The 15,928-nt window shown below is 71.9% G+C and carries 18 protein-coding genes; 6 read left to right on the top strand and 12 right to left on the bottom strand.

Annotated elements, in window-relative coordinates; translation table 11 throughout:
- Positions 1–97: 97 nt before the first annotated feature.
- The 4 genes from rpoZ to folK all read right to left on the bottom strand — a co-directional run bounded on the left by rpoZ (position 98) and on the right by folK (position 1,847).
- Entirely contained in the window at positions 98–457 is a 360-nt protein-coding gene (rpoZ, locus tag BO64_RS09745) for a DNA-directed RNA polymerase subunit omega (RefSeq protein ID WP_496403098.1), read from the bottom strand.
- A gap of 104 nt (positions 458–561) precedes the next feature.
- Entirely contained in the window at positions 562–879 is a 318-nt protein-coding gene (locus BO64_RS09740; protein ID WP_496403097.1) for a hypothetical protein, read from the bottom strand.
- A gap of 5 nt (positions 880–884) precedes the next feature.
- On the bottom strand, positions 885–1,301 hold the full coding sequence (locus BO64_RS09735; protein ID WP_496403096.1) for a YciI family protein: 417 nt from the start codon (positions 1,299–1,301) through the stop codon (positions 885–887).
- A gap of 63 nt (positions 1,302–1,364) precedes the next feature.
- Positions 1,365–1,847: a 2-amino-4-hydroxy-6-hydroxymethyldihydropteridine diphosphokinase gene (gene folK / locus BO64_RS09730; RefSeq protein WP_496403095.1), complete on the bottom strand. Its 483-nt coding sequence runs from the start codon at positions 1,845–1,847 to the stop codon at positions 1,365–1,367.
- Between the two features lie 46 nt (positions 1,848–1,893).
- Between folK and BO64_RS09725 the strand changes: the two genes are divergently transcribed.
- The 3 genes from BO64_RS09725 (at position 1,894) to BO64_RS09715 (ending at position 4,604) form a co-directional block, all read left to right on the top strand.
- Positions 1,894–2,484 carry a LabA-like NYN domain-containing protein gene (locus BO64_RS09725; RefSeq protein WP_496403094.1) on the top strand — a complete coding sequence of 197 codons (591 nt, stop codon included), beginning with the start codon at positions 1,894–1,896 and terminating at the stop codon, positions 2,482–2,484.
- Positions 2,471–3,136, top strand: coding sequence for a uracil-DNA glycosylase (locus BO64_RS09720; RefSeq protein ID WP_496403093.1), 666 nt, complete (start codon positions 2,471–2,473; stop codon positions 3,134–3,136). Before BO64_RS09725 ends, BO64_RS09720 begins: the two co-directional genes overlap by 14 nt.
- A 73-nt stretch (positions 3,137–3,209) precedes the next feature.
- Positions 3,210–4,604 carry a M20/M25/M40 family metallo-hydrolase gene (locus BO64_RS09715; RefSeq protein WP_496403092.1) on the top strand — a complete coding sequence of 465 codons (1,395 nt, stop codon included), beginning with the start codon at positions 3,210–3,212 and terminating at the stop codon, positions 4,602–4,604.
- 63 nt (positions 4,605–4,667) lie between these two features.
- Here the strand turns inward: BO64_RS09715 and BO64_RS09710 are convergent, their stop codons facing one another.
- The 4 genes from BO64_RS09710 to dapA all read right to left on the bottom strand — a co-directional run bounded on the left by BO64_RS09710 (position 4,668) and on the right by dapA (position 8,642).
- On the bottom strand, positions 4,668–6,494 hold the full coding sequence (locus tag BO64_RS09710) for a DUF885 domain-containing protein (RefSeq protein ID WP_496403091.1): 1,827 nt from the start codon (positions 6,492–6,494) through the stop codon (positions 4,668–4,670).
- Between the two features lie 69 nt (positions 6,495–6,563).
- Positions 6,564–7,298, bottom strand: coding sequence for a GNAT family N-acetyltransferase (locus BO64_RS09705; protein ID WP_496403090.1), 735 nt, complete (start codon positions 7,296–7,298; stop codon positions 6,564–6,566).
- Positions 7,295–7,753, bottom strand: coding sequence for an SsrA-binding protein SmpB (gene smpB, locus BO64_RS09700; RefSeq protein WP_496403089.1), 459 nt, complete (start codon positions 7,751–7,753; stop codon positions 7,295–7,297). The genes BO64_RS09705 and smpB overlap by 4 nt, the downstream gene beginning before the upstream one ends.
- Before the next feature lies 1 nt (position 7,754).
- Positions 7,755–8,642 carry a 4-hydroxy-tetrahydrodipicolinate synthase gene (dapA, locus tag BO64_RS09695; RefSeq protein ID WP_496403088.1) on the bottom strand — a complete coding sequence of 296 codons (888 nt, stop codon included), beginning with the start codon at positions 8,640–8,642 and terminating at the stop codon, positions 7,755–7,757.
- Between the two features lie 123 nt (positions 8,643–8,765).
- Here dapA and BO64_RS09690 point away from each other — a divergent pair, with 123 nt between their 5' ends.
- A complete protein-coding gene (locus BO64_RS09690) occupies positions 8,766–10,922 on the top strand; it encodes a transglycosylase SLT domain-containing protein (RefSeq protein ID WP_496403087.1) in 2,157 nt (718 codons plus the stop codon).
- Here the strand turns inward: BO64_RS09690 and BO64_RS09685 are convergent.
- Genes BO64_RS09685 through BO64_RS09670 form a run of 4 tightly spaced genes read right to left on the bottom strand, consistent with a single transcriptional unit; the run spans position 10,919 to position 14,083 of the window.
- A complete protein-coding gene (locus BO64_RS09685) occupies positions 10,919–11,683 on the bottom strand; it encodes an ABC transporter ATP-binding protein (protein ID WP_496403086.1) in 765 nt (254 codons plus the stop codon). The genes BO64_RS09690 and BO64_RS09685 overlap by 4 nt on opposite strands.
- Complete coding sequence (locus BO64_RS09680; RefSeq protein ID WP_496403085.1) at positions 11,680–12,666, bottom strand: FecCD family ABC transporter permease; 987 nt, start codon at positions 12,664–12,666, stop codon at positions 11,680–11,682. Before BO64_RS09680 ends, BO64_RS09685 begins: the two co-directional genes overlap by 4 nt.
- On the bottom strand, positions 12,663–13,391 hold the full coding sequence (locus BO64_RS09675; protein WP_496403217.1) for an ABC transporter substrate-binding protein: 729 nt from the start codon (positions 13,389–13,391) through the stop codon (positions 12,663–12,665). Before BO64_RS09675 ends, BO64_RS09680 begins: the two co-directional genes overlap by 4 nt.
- 56 nt (positions 13,392–13,447) lie before the next feature.
- Positions 13,448–14,083, bottom strand: a complete 636-nt coding sequence (locus BO64_RS09670; RefSeq protein ID WP_496403084.1) for a TetR/AcrR family transcriptional regulator — start codon at positions 14,081–14,083, stop codon at positions 13,448–13,450.
- A 132-nt stretch (positions 14,084–14,215) separates the two neighbouring features.
- On the opposite strand from BO64_RS09670, the gene BO64_RS09665 reads away from it, so the two are divergent.
- Positions 14,216–15,133, top strand: coding sequence for an RsmD family RNA methyltransferase (locus tag BO64_RS09665; protein WP_496403083.1), 918 nt, complete (start codon positions 14,216–14,218; stop codon positions 15,131–15,133).
- Positions 15,130–15,918 (top strand): TrmH family RNA methyltransferase, encoded by a 789-nt coding sequence (locus BO64_RS09660; protein ID WP_496403082.1) that lies wholly within the window; start codon positions 15,130–15,132, stop codon positions 15,916–15,918. Before BO64_RS09665 ends, BO64_RS09660 begins: the two co-directional genes overlap by 4 nt.
- Positions 15,919–15,928 lie beyond the last annotated feature (10 nt).

Here is a 15,928-nt window from a genome sequence, read left to right as displayed (position 1 = left end):
GGCGCGGAAGGCTCGACCGCAGGACCCGCGGCGCGAGTTTCCGGGAGGGCGGCGGGTTCCGCCGCCTCTCTAGTGAGTGGTTCTGCGCCTTCCGGGCTCAGTACCGCTCCTCCTGGCCGCCGTCGCGGTCGCTCTGCAGGGCGCGGACCAGCTCCAGCTCGCTCATCTGCATGTGGGTCGGATCGGCCAGCAGGGCGAGGGTTTCGGCCTCTTCCTCGGCTTCCGAACGCTCGTCGACACGCTGCAGCGTGCCGATCAGGGTTTCCTTCAGCTCCTCGGCGTCGACCACGTCCTCGGCGATCTCGCGAAGGGCGACGACGGGGTTCTTGTCGTTGTCACGATCAACCATGAGCTGCGCACCGGCCGAGATCGCGCGGGCGCGATGCGCGGACAGCAGAACCAGCGCGAAGCGGTTCGGGACCTTTTCGATGCAGTCTTCGACAGTGACGCGAGCCATGGAGTCCTCGGAACGGGGATAGAACCGGCGAAAATATAGGTTCGATCCCCGTTGTGCAACGCCGCATCCCGCGCCGGGACGTCGCGGACGGGGCTTTCCAGGCCCTACGCGGGCCGAACGAGGCGGCGGACCATAAGGCCGAGGAGCGCCGCGGCGGCGAGCGCCGGGAGGGCCGCGGCCGCCGCCCGCAACGTCCCCGTCACCGCCCCGGCGAGAATGTGGGAGGGCGGCGTTGCGCCGCCGCCCTCCAGCCGGCTGACCAGGAACGAGGCGGAAAAGCCCAGCGCGAACCAGAAGGCCAGGCCCGCCGCCGCGCCCCACAGCACGCCGCGCCAGCCGAACCGCCAGGCGAGCAAAGCCAGGGCCAGGGCCTCGGCGGCGATGAGGACGAGGATCCAGCCCGGCGCGGTGAGCAGCGTCACGGGCCCTATTCCGGGTTCATCACGCGCTCGGCCTGTTCGCGCAGCTCGCCCGTGAAGATATCGCCGAAATCCTCCAGCTCGAAGACCTGGCGCACCTCGAGCGTGACGTTGGCCTCCTCGAGCACCGCCGGCCAGCGGAGCGCCCAGGCCATGACCTCGTCCCAATCCCTGGCCTCGACCAGGGTGTAGCCGGCGATCAGCTCCTTGGTCTCGGTGAAGGGCCCGTCGACGACCAGCGGCTTGCCATCGGTGAAGGTGATCCGCTTGCCCCGGCGGCTGGGATGCAGGCCGTCGCCCCCGAGGATCTTCAGATGGCGGCCCATCTCCTCGTGATAATCCATCATCGCCTGGGCCAGCTCGCGGCTCGGCATGACGCCGGCTTCCGTCGCCTCGTCGGCATGGCGTATGAGCATGAAGCGCATGTCGGTGTCTCCCTTTGATGCGCCCGAAGGACGGTCCGGGCCGGCCCTGCCCGACAAAATGGCTCAGACAGGCCGGGCGTCCAGCCCGACCGTGGCCTCCGCCGACAGTTCGGCGGCGGTGCGGCCGAGCACCGGATGGCGCCAGCCGGGGGCGATCTCGGCCAGCGGCCCCACGACGAAGCGGCGCGCATGGGCGCGCGGATGCGGCAGGACCAGTTCGGGCGTCTGCATCACCATCCGCCCGTGGGCGATGAGGTCGAGATCAAGGGTGCGGGCCGCGTTCGGCGCCCCCCGCTCGCGGCCGAAGGCCTGCTCGATGGACAGGAGCGTTCGAAGCGTCTCCAGCGGCGGCCGGTCCGCCTCGACAAGCGCGACGCCGTTGCGGTACTCAGGCCCTTCCGGATCGGGCCAGGCGGCCGAGCGCCACCAGGACGACCGTTGAAGGATTTTCAAGCCCGCCGCCGGGAATCGCGCCAGCACCGCCTCCAGCAAAGCCTCGGATGAGCCGAAGCCGCCGGCGAGGTTGCTGCCCAGCGCGATGACCACCGCGTCATCCGGAGCGGGCGCCGCAGATTTCGGGATTTTCGCGATTATGACCTTCTACCCCACGGACCGCCTGGCGCTGTTCATTGACGGGGCCAACCTCTATTCGGCGGCCAAGAGCCTCGGCTTCGACATCGACTACCGCAAGCTGCTCGAGGAGTTCCGCAAGCGCAGCGTGCTGGTTCGGGCCTACTACTACACGGCCCTGGTGGAGAACGACGAGTACTCGCCGATCCGGCCCCTCGTGGACTGGCTGGACTACAACGGCTACCGGCTCGTGACGAAGGCGGCGCGGGAATATGTGGACAGCCAGGGCCGCAAGCGCTGGCGCGGCGACATGGACGTCGAGATCGCCGTCGACATGATGGAGATGGCGGGCAGCGTCGACCACGTGGTGCTCTTCTCCGGCGACGGGGACTTCCGGGCCCTGGTGGAGGCGGTGCAGCGCAAGGGCTGCCGGGTGACGGTCATCTCCACCGTGAAGAGCCAGCCGCCGATGGTGTCGGACGAGCTGCGCCGGCAGGCGGACAATTTCGTGGACCTGACCGAACTCGCCGACCTGATCGGCCGGCCCGCGCGGCTGCCCAAGTTCCTGTCCGAAGCCCGCGCCCAGGCGGTGGATCCCGATGCGGGCGCTTGAGGCGCCCCCCACGGCGGAGGTTCCGCCCGAGGCCCCGCGCGACTGCCCGCTCTGCCCGCGGCTGGTGGCCTATCGCGAGGCCAACAAGGCCTCGATCCCCGGCGGCTTCAACGGGGCGGTGGCCTCGTTCGGCGACGAGTCCGCGCGCCTGGCGGTGGTGGGGCTCGCCCCCGGCCGCATGGGCGCCAACCGGACGGGTCGCCCGTTCACCGGCGACGGGGCCGGGCTCATCCTCTACGAGACCCTGATCAAGACCGGCTTCGCCCGCGGCCGCTACGAGGCCCGGGCCGACGATTCGGTCGAGCTGGTGGACTGCATCATCACCAATGCGGTGCGCTGCGCCCCGCCGGGCAACAAGCCCGAGACGGCGGAGGAAGCGGCGTGCCGGCCGTTCCTGGCCGCCCGGCTGGCGGCCCTGCCGAACCTGAAGGTGGTCGTCACCCTGGGCGACGTCTCCCGGCGCAATGTGCTGCGGGCCCTGGGCCTGAAGGCCTCGGCGGGAATCGCCGGCCACGGGACCGAGTTCGCCGCCGGCCCCTACACCGTGCTGAACAGCTATCACTGCTCCCGACTCAACACGAACACCGGGCGCCTGACGCCGGAGATGTTCGAGGCGGTTTTCCGGCGGGCGCGAACGCTGATCGAGGCCTGACGCGCTGGACGGTTGACGGGCGGCCGGGCGGCTTTAGCGTCGCGGCCAAGCTTTTGAACCGGAGTCTCTGCGCGTGATCCGCACCCTGACCGCCAAGGCCTTCGCGGCCACGGCCCTGGCCGCCGCCCTCGCCTCGCCCGCCTTCGCGGCCCCGCCCCCGGGCCTGCACGACGAGGCCCTGGACATCCTCACCAAGAGCATCGCCTACCGGACGGTGAATCCGGGCGACCAGATGGTCCCCTATGCGGAGTTCCTGAAGGGCGTGCTGGTGAAGGCCGGCTACAAGGCCGAGGACGTGCGCATTCACGAGATGGCCGGCACGGCGGCGCTGATCGCCCGCTATCCAGGGACCGACGCCAAGAAGAAGCCCATCGTCATCCTCGGCCACATGGACGTGGTGGAGGCCAAGCGCGAGGACTGGGAGCGCGATCCGTTCACCCCGGTGGTGGAGAACGGCTACGTCTATGGCCGCGGCGCCGAGGACAACAAGTTCGATGTCTCGATGGTGGTGGCGACCCTGGCCCAGCTGCGCCGGGAAGGCTGGAAGCCCGGCCGCGACGTGATCCTGGCGCTCTCCGGCGACGAAGAGACCCAGATGGCCACCACCCAGTGGCTGGCCAATGAGCTGAAGCACGCCGAATTCGCCCTGAACGCCGACGGCGGCGGCGGCTCCCTCGACAGCGAGGGCCGGCCGGTGGCCTACGGCCTGCAGGCGGCGGAGAAGACCTACGCCGACTTCACCCTGACCATCACCGACCCCGGCGGCCACTCCAGCGCGCCGACGCCCGGCAATCCGATCTACCGGATGACGCGGGCCCTCGGGAAACTGTCGGCCTACAGCTTCCCGGTGATGTCGAACGAGATCACCCGCGCCTCGGCGGCCGCCCTGGCGCCCAAGCGGCCGGGGGCCCTGGGCGAGGCCCTTAAGCGGTTCGCGGCCAATCCCGAGGACGCCGAGGCCATCGCGGTCCTGTCCGCCGACAAGGACGTCGCGCCCCAGCTGCGCACCACCTGCGTGGCGACCATGATTTCGGGCGGGCACGCCACCAACGCCCTGCCCCAGCGCGCCGAGGCCAACGTCAACTGCCGCATCTTCCCGGGCGTGCCGGCCGAGGAGGTCCGCAAGACCCTGGAGCAGGTGATGGACGAACCGGGCCTGACGATCACCCGGGCCGCGGACGGTTCGGTGGACAGCCCCGCCTCGCCCCTGCGCCCCGACGTGATGGCGGCGGTGAAGAAGGCGGTGAACGCCCGCTATCCGGGCCTTTCGGTGACGCCGTCCATGTCGAGCGGCGCCACCGACAGCATGCACTTCCGGGCCGTGGGCGTGCCCAGCTACGGCGTGGCCGGCCTGTTCATGCGCAACGAGGACAGCTTCTCCCACGGCCTCAACGAACGCGCCCCGGTGGCCGCCATCGACGGCTCCCTGGACCACTGGCGTTCGCTGCTGAAGGACCTGGCGAAGTAGGACGGCGATCCCCGCAGGCCGCCCCGGACGCTCCAGCCTCCGGGACGACCTGCGGCGCGACGCTTAGCTCGCGCCGGCGATGTAGGCGCCGACCCGCTGTTCCAGGACGTCCAGCGGGATGGCGCCGGCGGCCAGCACCGCCTCGTGGAAGGCCCGGATGTCGAACTTCGGCCCCAGGGCCTTCTCGGCCTTGGCGCGCAGTTCGCTGATCTTCAGCTGGCCGATCTTGTAGCTCGTGGCCTGACCGGGCGAGGTGAAGTAGCGGTCGATCTCGCTCTGGATGTCCCGCTCGGAGTTCAGGGTGTTGTCCCGCATGTACTGGACGGCCTGATCGCGGCTCCAGCGCTTGGCGTGGATGCCGGTGTCCAGAACCAGGCGGGCGGCGCGCCAGATCTCCAGGCTGAGCCGGCCGAAGTCGGCGTACGGGTCCTGATAGAAGCCCGCTTCCTTGCCGAGCTTTTCGGCATAGAGCCCCCAGCCCTCCTGGAAGGCGCCCTGGTAGGCGTAGCGGCGGAACATGGGCAGGTCCGCCTGCTCCAGCGAGCGGGCGATCTGGAAGTGATGGCCCGGAGCGCCCTCGTGGTAGGCGATCGCCTCCAGCTGCGGCTTGAACACCTGGGTCATGTCCGAGAGGTTCACGTAGAAGATGCCCGGCCGCGAGCCGTCCGGCGTGCCGACGTTGTAGAAGGCCACCGAGGCGGTCTGCTCGCGGAACGGCTCCACGGCGCGCACATCCAGCGCCCCCTTCGGCAGGGCCGAGAACTGCTTGTCCGCGGCGGTGGCCATGTAGGTGGCGATGATCTGCTTGGCGTCGGCCAGGTACTGCTGCTTGCCGGCGTCGGTGTTGGGATAGCGGTACCTCGGGTCGGTCTTCAGGTGGGTGAAGAACTCGGCCAGGGAGCCCTTGAAGCCCACCTTGTCCTTGATGGCCTCCATTTCGCGGCGGATGCGCGCCACCTCGTCGAGGCCGATCTGGTGGATCTGGTCGGCGGTGAGCGGGGTGGTCGTATAGAAGGCCAGCAGGTCGGCGTAGAAGGCCTCGCCGTCGGGCAGCGCCCAGACGCCCTTCACATCCGTGGCCTTGGCCTGCATCCGCTCGAGAGCGGCGATGTAGCGGCGATAGCCGTTGGCCCACTGGGTCTTGAGGGCGGCCTCGCCTTCCTTCAGCAGGCGGGCTTTCTCGGCCTCGTCGGCCTTGAGGGCCGCCACCTTGCCCTTGAAGTCGGCCCAGACGGCGTGGTCAGGACCACCGTCGAACGGGGCGCCCTTCAGCTGGTTCTGGGCGTCGGGGATCACCCGGCCGAAGACGAAGGCGGGCGGCAGGAAGCCCTTTTCGGTGCGCTGGTCGATATCGGCGCTGACCTCGCCCGCCACGCGCTCCACGGCCCGCAGGCGCGAGACATAGGCCTCGGCGTCGGCGACGCTGTCCACGCGGTGGACGTTGATCAGCATCACCGGAATCTGGTCGAGGGCGCTGCCGGTGGAGGTGACGGCGTAGTTCTGCCAGTACCACTTGTCGAAGACGCGCTGGGTGGCGACCGCCTTCTCGAAGAGGTCGTAGCTGACCTTGGCGCTGTCGCTCAGCCTGGCGCGGTCAAACTCGCGCTTCATGCGGGCGAGCTGGGCCTCGGCGACGGCGAGTTGCCGGTCCTGGCCGGCCTTGGTGTAGTCGCCGAGCTCGCCGTAGCGCTCCTTCATGCCGAGCTGGCTGAGGCTCTCGGGGCTGAGACGGGCGCTCTCGAGGAAGGCCTCCTCGAAGAAGGCCGCAAGGCGCGCGTCCTCGGACTGGACGGCGGCCGCCGGAGCCGGCGCGGCGGCGGGTTGAGCGATGGCGGGCGCAGCGGCCAGGGCGATGCTGAGCGCCAACACGGAACAGGCAGTACGGATCATGAAAAATCCCCCAGGGGTTGTGGCTGGAGGTCTAGGCGCCGGCGCTCCGCGCCGGAAGTGAATTCTTGGTCAGGCTTGCCGCCAGTAGCGATAGCGCCAGGCCGCCTCGAACCCGGCGCGGCGGTAGAGGCTGCGGGCCGGATTGTCCTCTTCCACCTGCAGGAAGACGTCGCGGACGTCCCGGCTGAGCGCCGCGCCGCCAAAGGCGGCGAGCAGGCGGCCGGCATAGCCCCGGCGGCGAGCGGCGAACGCGGTGCGCATACCGTGGATTCCGGCCCAGCCGTGGCCGAAGCTCAACGCGCCCACGGCCAGGGTCCGCCCCGCCTCGCGCACGGCGCCGTAGAGCGCGTCGGGAGAGCGGGTCAGCACCTGCACCCGATGAGCGCCGTCTTCGGGATCGAACCCGTCGCCCAGGAAAACCTCGCCCCAGGCGCCGTCGGGCCTGGCGAGCAGCTCCGCCCGGGCCTCGCAGAACCCGGAGAGCACCAGGGCTTCGGCGGTCTTCACCCAGGTGGGACTGGCCGGCGCAAAGCCCCTCGCCTCCAGCGCCGCCCGCACCTCGGCCAGGCCGTCGACGTCGGCGATTCGGAAGGCGGGCGGAAGGCCCTGGCTGCGGTAGGCGTCGACGATCGCGTCGAGGGCGGCGGGCGAGGCCTCGTGGGAGAGCGGCGTCGCCGAGCGGGCGCGGCCCACGGTCCCGGCGTCGAGGGGGACCAGCCAGCCGTTGATCTCCAGCACCTGCGGCGGCGCCACCGCCGCGACCGTGGCCCGCTCGATGGCCTCGATCTCGGCGGGTCCGATCATCCCCGCTCGCGCAGCAGCCGGGCCTTGTCCCGCTGCCAGTCGCGCTCGGCCGTGGCCTGGCGCTTGTCGTGGGTCTGCTTGCCCTTGGCGAGGGCGATCTCGAGCTTGGCCAGGCCCTTGTCGTTCCAGTAGAGCCGGGTCGGCACGATGGTGCGCCCTTCCCGCTGGACGGCGCCGATCAGCCGGTCGATCTCGCGCCGCTTCATGAGCAGCTTCCGGGGCCGCCGGGGCTCGTGGTTGAAGTGCGGCCCGGCCTGGGCGTAGGGCGGAATGTCGGCGTTGATCAGCACGATCTCGTCGCCCTCCACCGCCGCATAGCTCTCGGCGATGTTGGCGCGGCCGTTGCGCAGGCTCTTCACCTCGGACCCGGTCAGGGCGATGCCCGCCTCGAAGGTCTGTTCGAGGAAGTAGTCGAACCGCGCGCGACGGTTCTCGGCGATCAGCTTGCCAGCCATCTCAGTCGATGAGGCCGGCTTCCCGCAGACCCGCCAGCACCTCGGCCCGAGCGGCTTCGGAGCACGGCGTGATCGGCAGGCGGGTCTCGTCCGTGCACAGGCCGAGGTGCGCCAGGGCGAACTTGGTGGGCGCGGGCGAAGCGTCGGCGAACAGCGCCTTGTGCAGGCGGATCAGCCGGTCCTGGGCGGCCAGGGCGGCGGTCCAGTCGCCGGCCATGATGGCGTTGTAGAAGTCGGCGCACTGTTCCGGGGCGACGTTGCAGGTCACCGAGATGCAGCCGTGGCCGCCGTGGGCCATGTAGCCCAGGCCGCAGTCGTCATTGCCGGAGAGCATGGTCCAGCCCTCGCCGCACTCCACACGCTGGACGCTGGCGCGCGCCACGTCGCCGGTGGCGTCCTTGATGCCGACGATGTTGGGCAGCTGGGCCAGGCGGGCCAGCGTGGCGTTGGAGATGTCCACGCTGGTGCGGCCCGGCACGTTGTAGACCAGGATCGGCAGCTGCACCGCGTCGTTGATCGCCTTGAAGTGGGCGTAGAGCCCCTCCTGGCTCGGGCGGTTGTAGTAGGGCGTCACCACCAGGGCCGCGTCGGCGCCGATGGCCTTGGCGTGCTCCACCAGCTCGATGGCCTCGGCCGTGGAATTGGAGCCCGCGCCGGCGATCACCGGCACCCGGCCCCGGGCCGTCTGGACGCAGAGTTCGACGACCCGCCGATGTTCCTCGTGGCTGAGGGTGGCGGTCTCGCCCGTGGTGCCCACCGGCACGAGGCCGTGGACGCCGCCGGCGATCTGGCGTTCGACCAGGGCCACGAAGGCGTCCTCATCGACCTTGCCGTTGCGGAACGGAGTGATGAGCGCCGGAAGGACGCCCCGGAACATGGGCTCGGACATGGTGTGCAAATTGCCGTGAAGGGTCGCCTGTTGGGGCGACGTTCAGATTTCGGCGGACAATATGTTGGCGTGGGCCAAGCCCGCAATGTCGATTCCGCGTCTGTTTGATCGTCGGGGGAGAGGTTGGACTCCAAGACCCGTAAAGCGTTCCTGGCGGCAAGCCTGGTGGTGCTCGCCGCCGCGGTGGCCCGCGCCCAGCCGGCGGACCCCATCGGCGACCTCCTGCGCCAGACGCCTGCGGCCCAGCCGAACGCCCAACCGACTGGCCAACCGACCGCCCAGTCCCCCGCCCCGGCGAGCCTGCCGACGCCCGCGCCGGCGCCCCAGGCCGCCCGCCGGGCGCTGAGCGCCGCCGACCAGACCCTGTTCGCCCAGGCCCTGGCCTCGGCCAAGCGGGCCGACGTCGCCGGCGCCCGCAACGCCATCGCCGCCCTCAGCGACCCGATCGCCAAGAAGACCGCCACCTGGGCGCTCGTGGACGCCGCCGCCGAAACGCTCGGCTTCTACGAGGTGGACGCCGCCCGCCGGTCCATGGAGGGCTGGCCCCGGGCCGCCCGCCGCCAGGCGGTGGCCGAGAAGCTGCTGGAGACCTCGGGCAAGAGCCCGGCCGAGATCATCGCCTGGTTCGGCGGCCAGGAGCCGCAGACCGCCTATGGCGCCATCGCCCTCGCCTCGGCCTATCGCATGCAGGGCCAGGCCCAGGCGGCCCGGGACCTGCTGCGCCGCTGGTGGACCACCAAGAGCTTCGAGGCCGACGCCCAGCGGACCATGCTGGCCCGCTTCCCCGAGGCCTTCACGGCCGAGGACCATGTCCGCCGGGCCGACATCCTGCTCTATGGCCCGCAAGGGCCGGCGGCGCGGGAGATGGTGGCCCTGCTGCCCGCCGACCGGCAGGCGCCGGCCCTGGCGCGGATCGCCCTGCGCTCGGACGCGGCCAACGCCAATGACCTCTACGGAGCCCTGACGCCCGCCGACCAAGCCTCGCCGGGCGTGGCCTTCGAGCGGGCCGGCTACCTGCGCCGCAAGGGCCTCGACACCCTGGCCCTGGCCCAGGTCCCGAACTTCCCCAGGACGGTGGTCACCCAGGAACAGGGCGACCGCATCTGGTACGAGCGCCACCGCCTGACCCTGGCGGCCATCCGCAACGGCGACTGGCGCGCCGCGTACCAGTCCGCCGCCAACGCGGGGCTCACCTCGGGCGCCAATGCGGCGGACGCCGAGTTCTACGCGGGCTGGATCGCGCTTTCGAAGCTGAACGACCCGGCCGCCGCCGGCCGCCACTTCGCCAATCTGGAGCGGATCGGCTCCTCGCCCATCACCAAGGGCCGGGCCTATTACTGGCTGGGCCGCGCCGCCGAGGCGCGCCGCGAGGCCGCCGCGGCCCAGGGCTTCTATGCCCAAGGGGCGCAGCACCTCACCACCTTCTACGGCCAGCTCGCCGCCGAGAAGCTGGGCATGCGCCTGACCCTGCCGAAGGATCCCGAGCTCACCGCCGCCGACCGGGCCCGGTTCGAGGCGCGCGAGCCGGTGCAGGCCGCCCGGCTGCTGGCCGAACAGGGCCAGCGCGACCTGTTCCGGGTCTTCGCCCTGCACCTGGACGACGTGGTGCCCACGAGACAGGAGGCGGCGCTGCTGGTCGACCTGGTGCGCAACTACGGCGACCAGGACACCTCCATGAAGGTGGTGCGGGCGGCGGCCCAGCGGGGCCTCATCCTGGCCGACCGGGGCTATCCCTATCGCACGCCGCCGCAGGTCGCCGGCGCGCCCGAGCCGGCGCTGGTGCTGGGCATCACCCGCCAGGAAAGCGGTTTCGACCCGCGGGTGCGCAGCCACGCCGACGCCCGGGGCATGATGCAGCTGCTGCCCGCCACGGCGGCGACGGTGGCCAAGCGGATCGGCGTCGCCCACACCACCGAGATGCTGTGGGAGCCCGACCACAACATGCGCCTGGGCTCGGCCTTCCTCGGCCAGCTCGTGGAGCGGTTCTCCGGCTCGTACATCATGGCCGCCGCTGGCTACAACGCGGGCCCCGGCCGGCCGCCGCAGTGGGCGGCCATGTGCGGCGATCCCCGGACCAGCTCCACCGACCCGCTCGACTTCATCGAGTGCATCCCCTTTTCCGAGACGCGCAACTACGTGATGCGGGTGATGGAGAACATGCAGGTGTACCGGGCCAAGCTGAACGGCGGCTCGGCCCCGATCACGCTCTCGGGCGACCTGAAGCGCGGCGGCTATGGCTATCCGGGCCCTGAGCCGATCCGCACCGCCGCCGGCCGCTAGCGGCGGCGCGCGGCCAGCATCGGGCCGTCGGGCGTCAGGGCCAGGCGGCCCTCCAGGGCGAAGGCCTCGGCCAGCACCTGGGGGGTCAGCGCCGCCTCCGGCCTGCCCTCGGCGATGATCCGCCCCCGGCTCAGCACCACCAGGCGGTCGCAGTAGCGGGCGGCCAGGGCCAGGTCGTGGAGGGTGAGCACGACGGCGCGCCCCTGCCCCGCCTCCTCGCGCAGAAGGTCGAGGGCCAGGAGCTGGGCGTCGGGATCGAGGCCGGCGATGGGTTCGTCGGCCACCAGCAGCGGCGGGGCGGCGGCCAGGAGGCGCGCCAGCAGCACCCGGGCGCGCTCGCCCCCCGACATCTCAAGCACCCCGCGATCCTTCAGGGCGGCGAGGCCGACCCGTCCGAGGGCGGCCTCGGCGCGGGCCTGGGCCTCGGCCGGACGCAGGTGGAAGGCGCCAAGGCCGGCGATCCGGGCGGCGGTCATGTTCCAGCCCACATGCCGCTCCTGCGGCAGGTATCCGGCCAGGCGGGCCCGCGCGGCTTCGCGCAAGGACCGGACGTCCCGTCCGGCGAGTTCGGCCCGGCCGGCGGCGAGGCGCACGAGGCCGAGGGCGGCGCGCAGGAGGGTCGTCTTGCCCGAGCCGTTGGCGCCCACGACGCCCAGCATCTCGCCGGGACGGACCTCAAGGCTGACGCCATCCAGCACCACGGCGGGGCCGCGCCGGACGACGGCCTCGCGCAGGGCCAGGGCGGGAACGCCGGTGCTCATCCGCGCCAGCTCCGCGCGGCGCGCCAGGCGATCAGGGCGAACAGCGGGGCGCCGAACAGGGCCGTGACCACCCCCAGCTTCAGCTCCAGGTCGGTGGGGATCAGGCGGGCGGCGAGGTCGGCGGCGGCCAGCAGCACCGCCCCGGCCAGGGCCGAGGGCAGCAGCACGCGGCCGGGGTCGCCGCCGGCGCCGGCGCGGACCAGGTGCGGCGCGGCCAGGCCCACGAAGCCGACGATCCCGGCCATGGCCACCGAGGCGCCGGTGAGCAGCGAGGCGCCGGCCACGGCGGCGGCCCGCAGGCGGGTCATGGGCAGGCCCGAGAGCGCGGCGGCCTCCTCGCCAAGGGTCAGCATGACGAGGCCCCGGGCGGCATAGACCGACAGGCCCGCGCCCACGGCCAGGGCGGGCAGCTGGCGGACGATGTCCAGCCAGTCGCGGTTGGCCACCGAGCCGAGCAGCCAGGAGAAGACCTCAGCCAGGGTGACGGGGGACGGCGAGAAGTTGAACACCAGCGAGGTCAGGGCCCCGAGGAAGGCCGAAAGGGCGACCCCGAACAGGATCAGGGTCTCGGGTTCGCGGAACCGCGCGGCGAGCCCCGTGAGCACCAAGCCCACCAGCAGGGCCGCGGCCAGGGCGGCCGCCTCGATGGCCCCCGGCGTGCCGGCCAGCCCCAGGGAGATCGCCAAGGCCGCCCCCAGGCCGGCGCCGCCCGAGACCCCGAGCACCCCGGGATCGGCCAGGGGGTTGCGCAGCAGCCCCTGCATCACCGCCCCCGCCAAGCCCAGGGCGGCCCCGACCACCAGGGCGGCGGCGGTGCGCGGCAGGCGGATCTCCCAGAGGACGACGCCCGGGCCGGAGGCCGGATCGGCGAAGGCTTCGGCCACCTGGGCCGAGGTGAGCTGGGTCTCGCCCAGCAGGAGGCCGCCCGCGGCGAAGGCCACGGCCGCCAGGGCCAGCAGGAGGTTGAGGACCGCGGGCCTCATCGCGGCGCCTTGGCGGCCAGCAGTTCGGCGGCCTCAGCCGCGCCCCAGTCCGGACAGCCCAGCAGCGCGCCCGGCAGGCTCGCCACCTGGCGGGCGGCGGCGGTGCGCTGCAGCACCCGGTGGCGGCCCACGCCCCAGCTGTCGCCCGAGAGCTGGAAGGTGTCGAAGAAGCCCAGCACCACCGTCCGCGGCGGCGACATGGCCATCTGTTCGAGGGAGATGGTCTGGTAGCCCGGCCGGGTCTCCACATTGGTCATGCCGGCGGCGCGCAGCACCGCGTCCACCAGCGTTCCCCGCCCGGCGGTGACGCCGCCGGGGGTCATGTAGAGGGCGGGCGCGCCGCGCCAGGCGCCGGCGGCGCGGGCCAGGCGGGCGTCCATCCGGGCGATCACCGCCTCGCCCTGGGCCCGGCGGTCCAGGACGGCGGCCACGGCCCGCACGCTCGCCCGCACGCCGTCGAAATCCGTCGCATCGGGAATGGTCACCACCGTCACGCCGCGCTTGCGCAGCGCCGCGATCAGCCGGGGCTCCCCGCCCCAGTAGCGGACCACCACGTCGGGACGGACGGCCAGGGCGGTCTCCAGGTCCACCCGCCGCTTGGGCAGGCCGACGGCCAGATGGCGCAGGCGCGAGTCGGCGTCGTCGGCGCGGGTGGAGACCCCCACGATGTCAGGCCGGGCGGCGAGGCCCATGACATACTGGTCGGCGCAGGCGTCGAGCGACAGGACGCGCGGCCCGGCCTGGGCGGCGCCGGCGGCGAGCGAAAGCCCGAGGACCAGGCCTAGTCGATGACCAGGCCGTGCAGCATGCCCTCGAGGCTGAGCTTCATGAGCGTCTCGGAATCGGCCCAGCCGAACCCTGGCCGGGCGATCAGCAGGGCCACCACCCCGTGGCAACCCATCCACAGCGCCTGGGCGGCCGAGTCGGCCTCGCCGGTCCGCAGCCGGCCCTGGGCGGCGATCTCGCGCACCGCGCCGGAGAAGATCTCGTAGCATTGTCGGCTCAGGTCCGCCGTGCCTTCGGGCCAAGGCTGCGCCGATACCGGACGCGGCGTGCAATAGACAAGCTGGTAGGCGTTGGGGTGCGCCAGGCCCCAGCGCATGTAGGCCTCCAGCATCATCCGCACCCGCACCACCGGATCGAGCGGCTTGGCCGCGATCTCGCGGTTGGTCTCGTAGAGATTCCGCAGGGTCCGCTCGCAGATCTCCAGCAGGATGCACCCCTTGTCCTGGAAGTGCATGTAGAGGGCCGTGGACGAGACGCCGACCTCGTCGGCGATCTTGCGGATCGTCGCCCCCTCGTAGCCCTCGGCCACGAAGATGCGCTCGGCGGCTTCCAGAATCTCGGCGCGGCGCAGGTGCCCGTCGCCCTTGGCCTTGCGCGCGGATTTCCGCGACGTCGTCTCCACAGCTGTCACGTCTGCTCTGGTCCCCAAGTGCCCTGCCGCCAGCGGAGCCCAAATCCCGGGCGGTGACAAGCCCACGTTACGGAAACCTGCCGGCGCCGGCGCGGACTGGACGCGGCGCGCAGCTTGCGCTTCAAGGCCGCCATGAGCCGCCCTACCGTCGCCGACGCGCCCGGCGTGATGCGCACCGAAGGCTGGGCGGACTATGCCCTGCTGGACTCGGGCGAAGGCAAGAAGCTGGAGCGTTACGGCCCCTATACGGTGGTCCGGCCCGAACCCCAGTGCCTGTGGGCGCGCCGACGCCCTGACCTGTGGGACAAGGCCGACGCCGTCTTCGACCCCACCGCCGACGACGAGGACGCCGGCCGCTGGCGATTCCGCGGCAAGCCCAAGGAAGCCTGGCCGCTGGCCTGGCGCGACGTGCGCTTCCTCGGCCGGTTCACGGCCTTCCGGCACCTGGCGTTCTTCCCCGAGCAGGCCGCCAACTGGACCTTCCTGGACGAGGCGGTCCGCAAGGCCGGCCAGCCCAAGGTGCTGAACCTGTTCGGCTATACGGGCGTCGCGACCCTCGCCATGGCCGCGGCCGGCGCCCAGGTCACCCATGTGGACGCCTCGAAGAAGGCGGTGACCATGGCCCGGGAGAACGCCGATCTGTCCCGGCTCGCCGACCGGCCGATCCGCTGGATCGTCGAGGATGCACGGCGCTATGTGCAGCGCGAGGTGCGCCGGGGCTCGAAGTACGACGGCATCATCCTCGACCCGCCGAAATATGGCCGCGGGCCCGACGGCCAGGTGTGGCGCCTGTTTGAGGACCTGCCTGAACTCGCCCGGCTATGCGCTGAACTTCTTTCGGAAAACGCCTCATTCCTGATCCTCAACGCCTATGCCGAGCGCATCTCGGGCGCGGCGCTCTCGGGCCTGCTGGCCGAGGTGCTGGACGGACGCGGCGGGCGGATCGACTGGGGCGAGCTGGCCCTGGTGGAGGACGCCCCCAAGGGCCGGCCGGAACGCGCCATCGGCATGAGCTTCTACGGCCGCTGGTCCCGGGAGGGCGCTGCGTGAGCCGCACGATCACGTCCCTGTCGAACCCGACCGTGAAGGCCGTCCGCGCCCTGCACCTGCGCAAGGACCGCGACGAGACCGGCCTGTTCCTGGCCGAGGGACTGAAACACGTCACCGAGGGCGTCGAGCTGGGGCACGCCCCGCGCATCCTGATGTACGGCCCGGAGGCGGCGAACCACCCGCTGCTGAAGAAGGCGGCCGAGGCGACCCGCGCCGCCCGGGGCGAGGTCATCGAGGTCAATCACGACATCCTCGCCAAGGTGTCCAAGCGCGACAATCCGCAGGCCGTGGTGGGCGTCTTCCGGCAGATGTACCGGCCGCTCGCCGAGATCGACCCAGGGGCGGCCTCGTGCTGGGTGGCCCTGCACCGGGTGCGCGACCCAGGGAACCTGGGAACCATCGTGCGCACCGCCGACGCGGCCGGCTGCGGCGGGGTGATCCTGGTGGGCGAGTGCTGCGATCCCTATTCGGTGGAGGCGGTGCGGGCCACCATGGGGTCGATCTTCGCCGTGCCCCTGTCGCGGGCGAGCGAGGCCGAATTCGCCGCCTGGCTCAGGTCCTGGCCCGGCTCGGTGGTGGGCACCCTGCTCACCGCCACCCACAGCCACGCCAGCGCCGACTATCGCAAGCCGTCCCTGATCCTGATGGGCAACGAGCAGCAGGGCCTGACGCCGGAGATGGCCGCCCTGCCCGACCTGAACGTGAAGATCCCCATGCGCGGCCGGGCCGACAGCCTGAACCTGTCGGTGGCCACCGGGATCATGATCTACGCCGCCACCAGCTGACGGCCGGCGC

This window comes from Phenylobacterium composti DSM 19425, assembly GCF_059568645.1.
The sequence above is the reverse complement of the archived record's forward strand: the minus strand, read 5'-3'. Positions and strand labels throughout refer to the sequence as shown.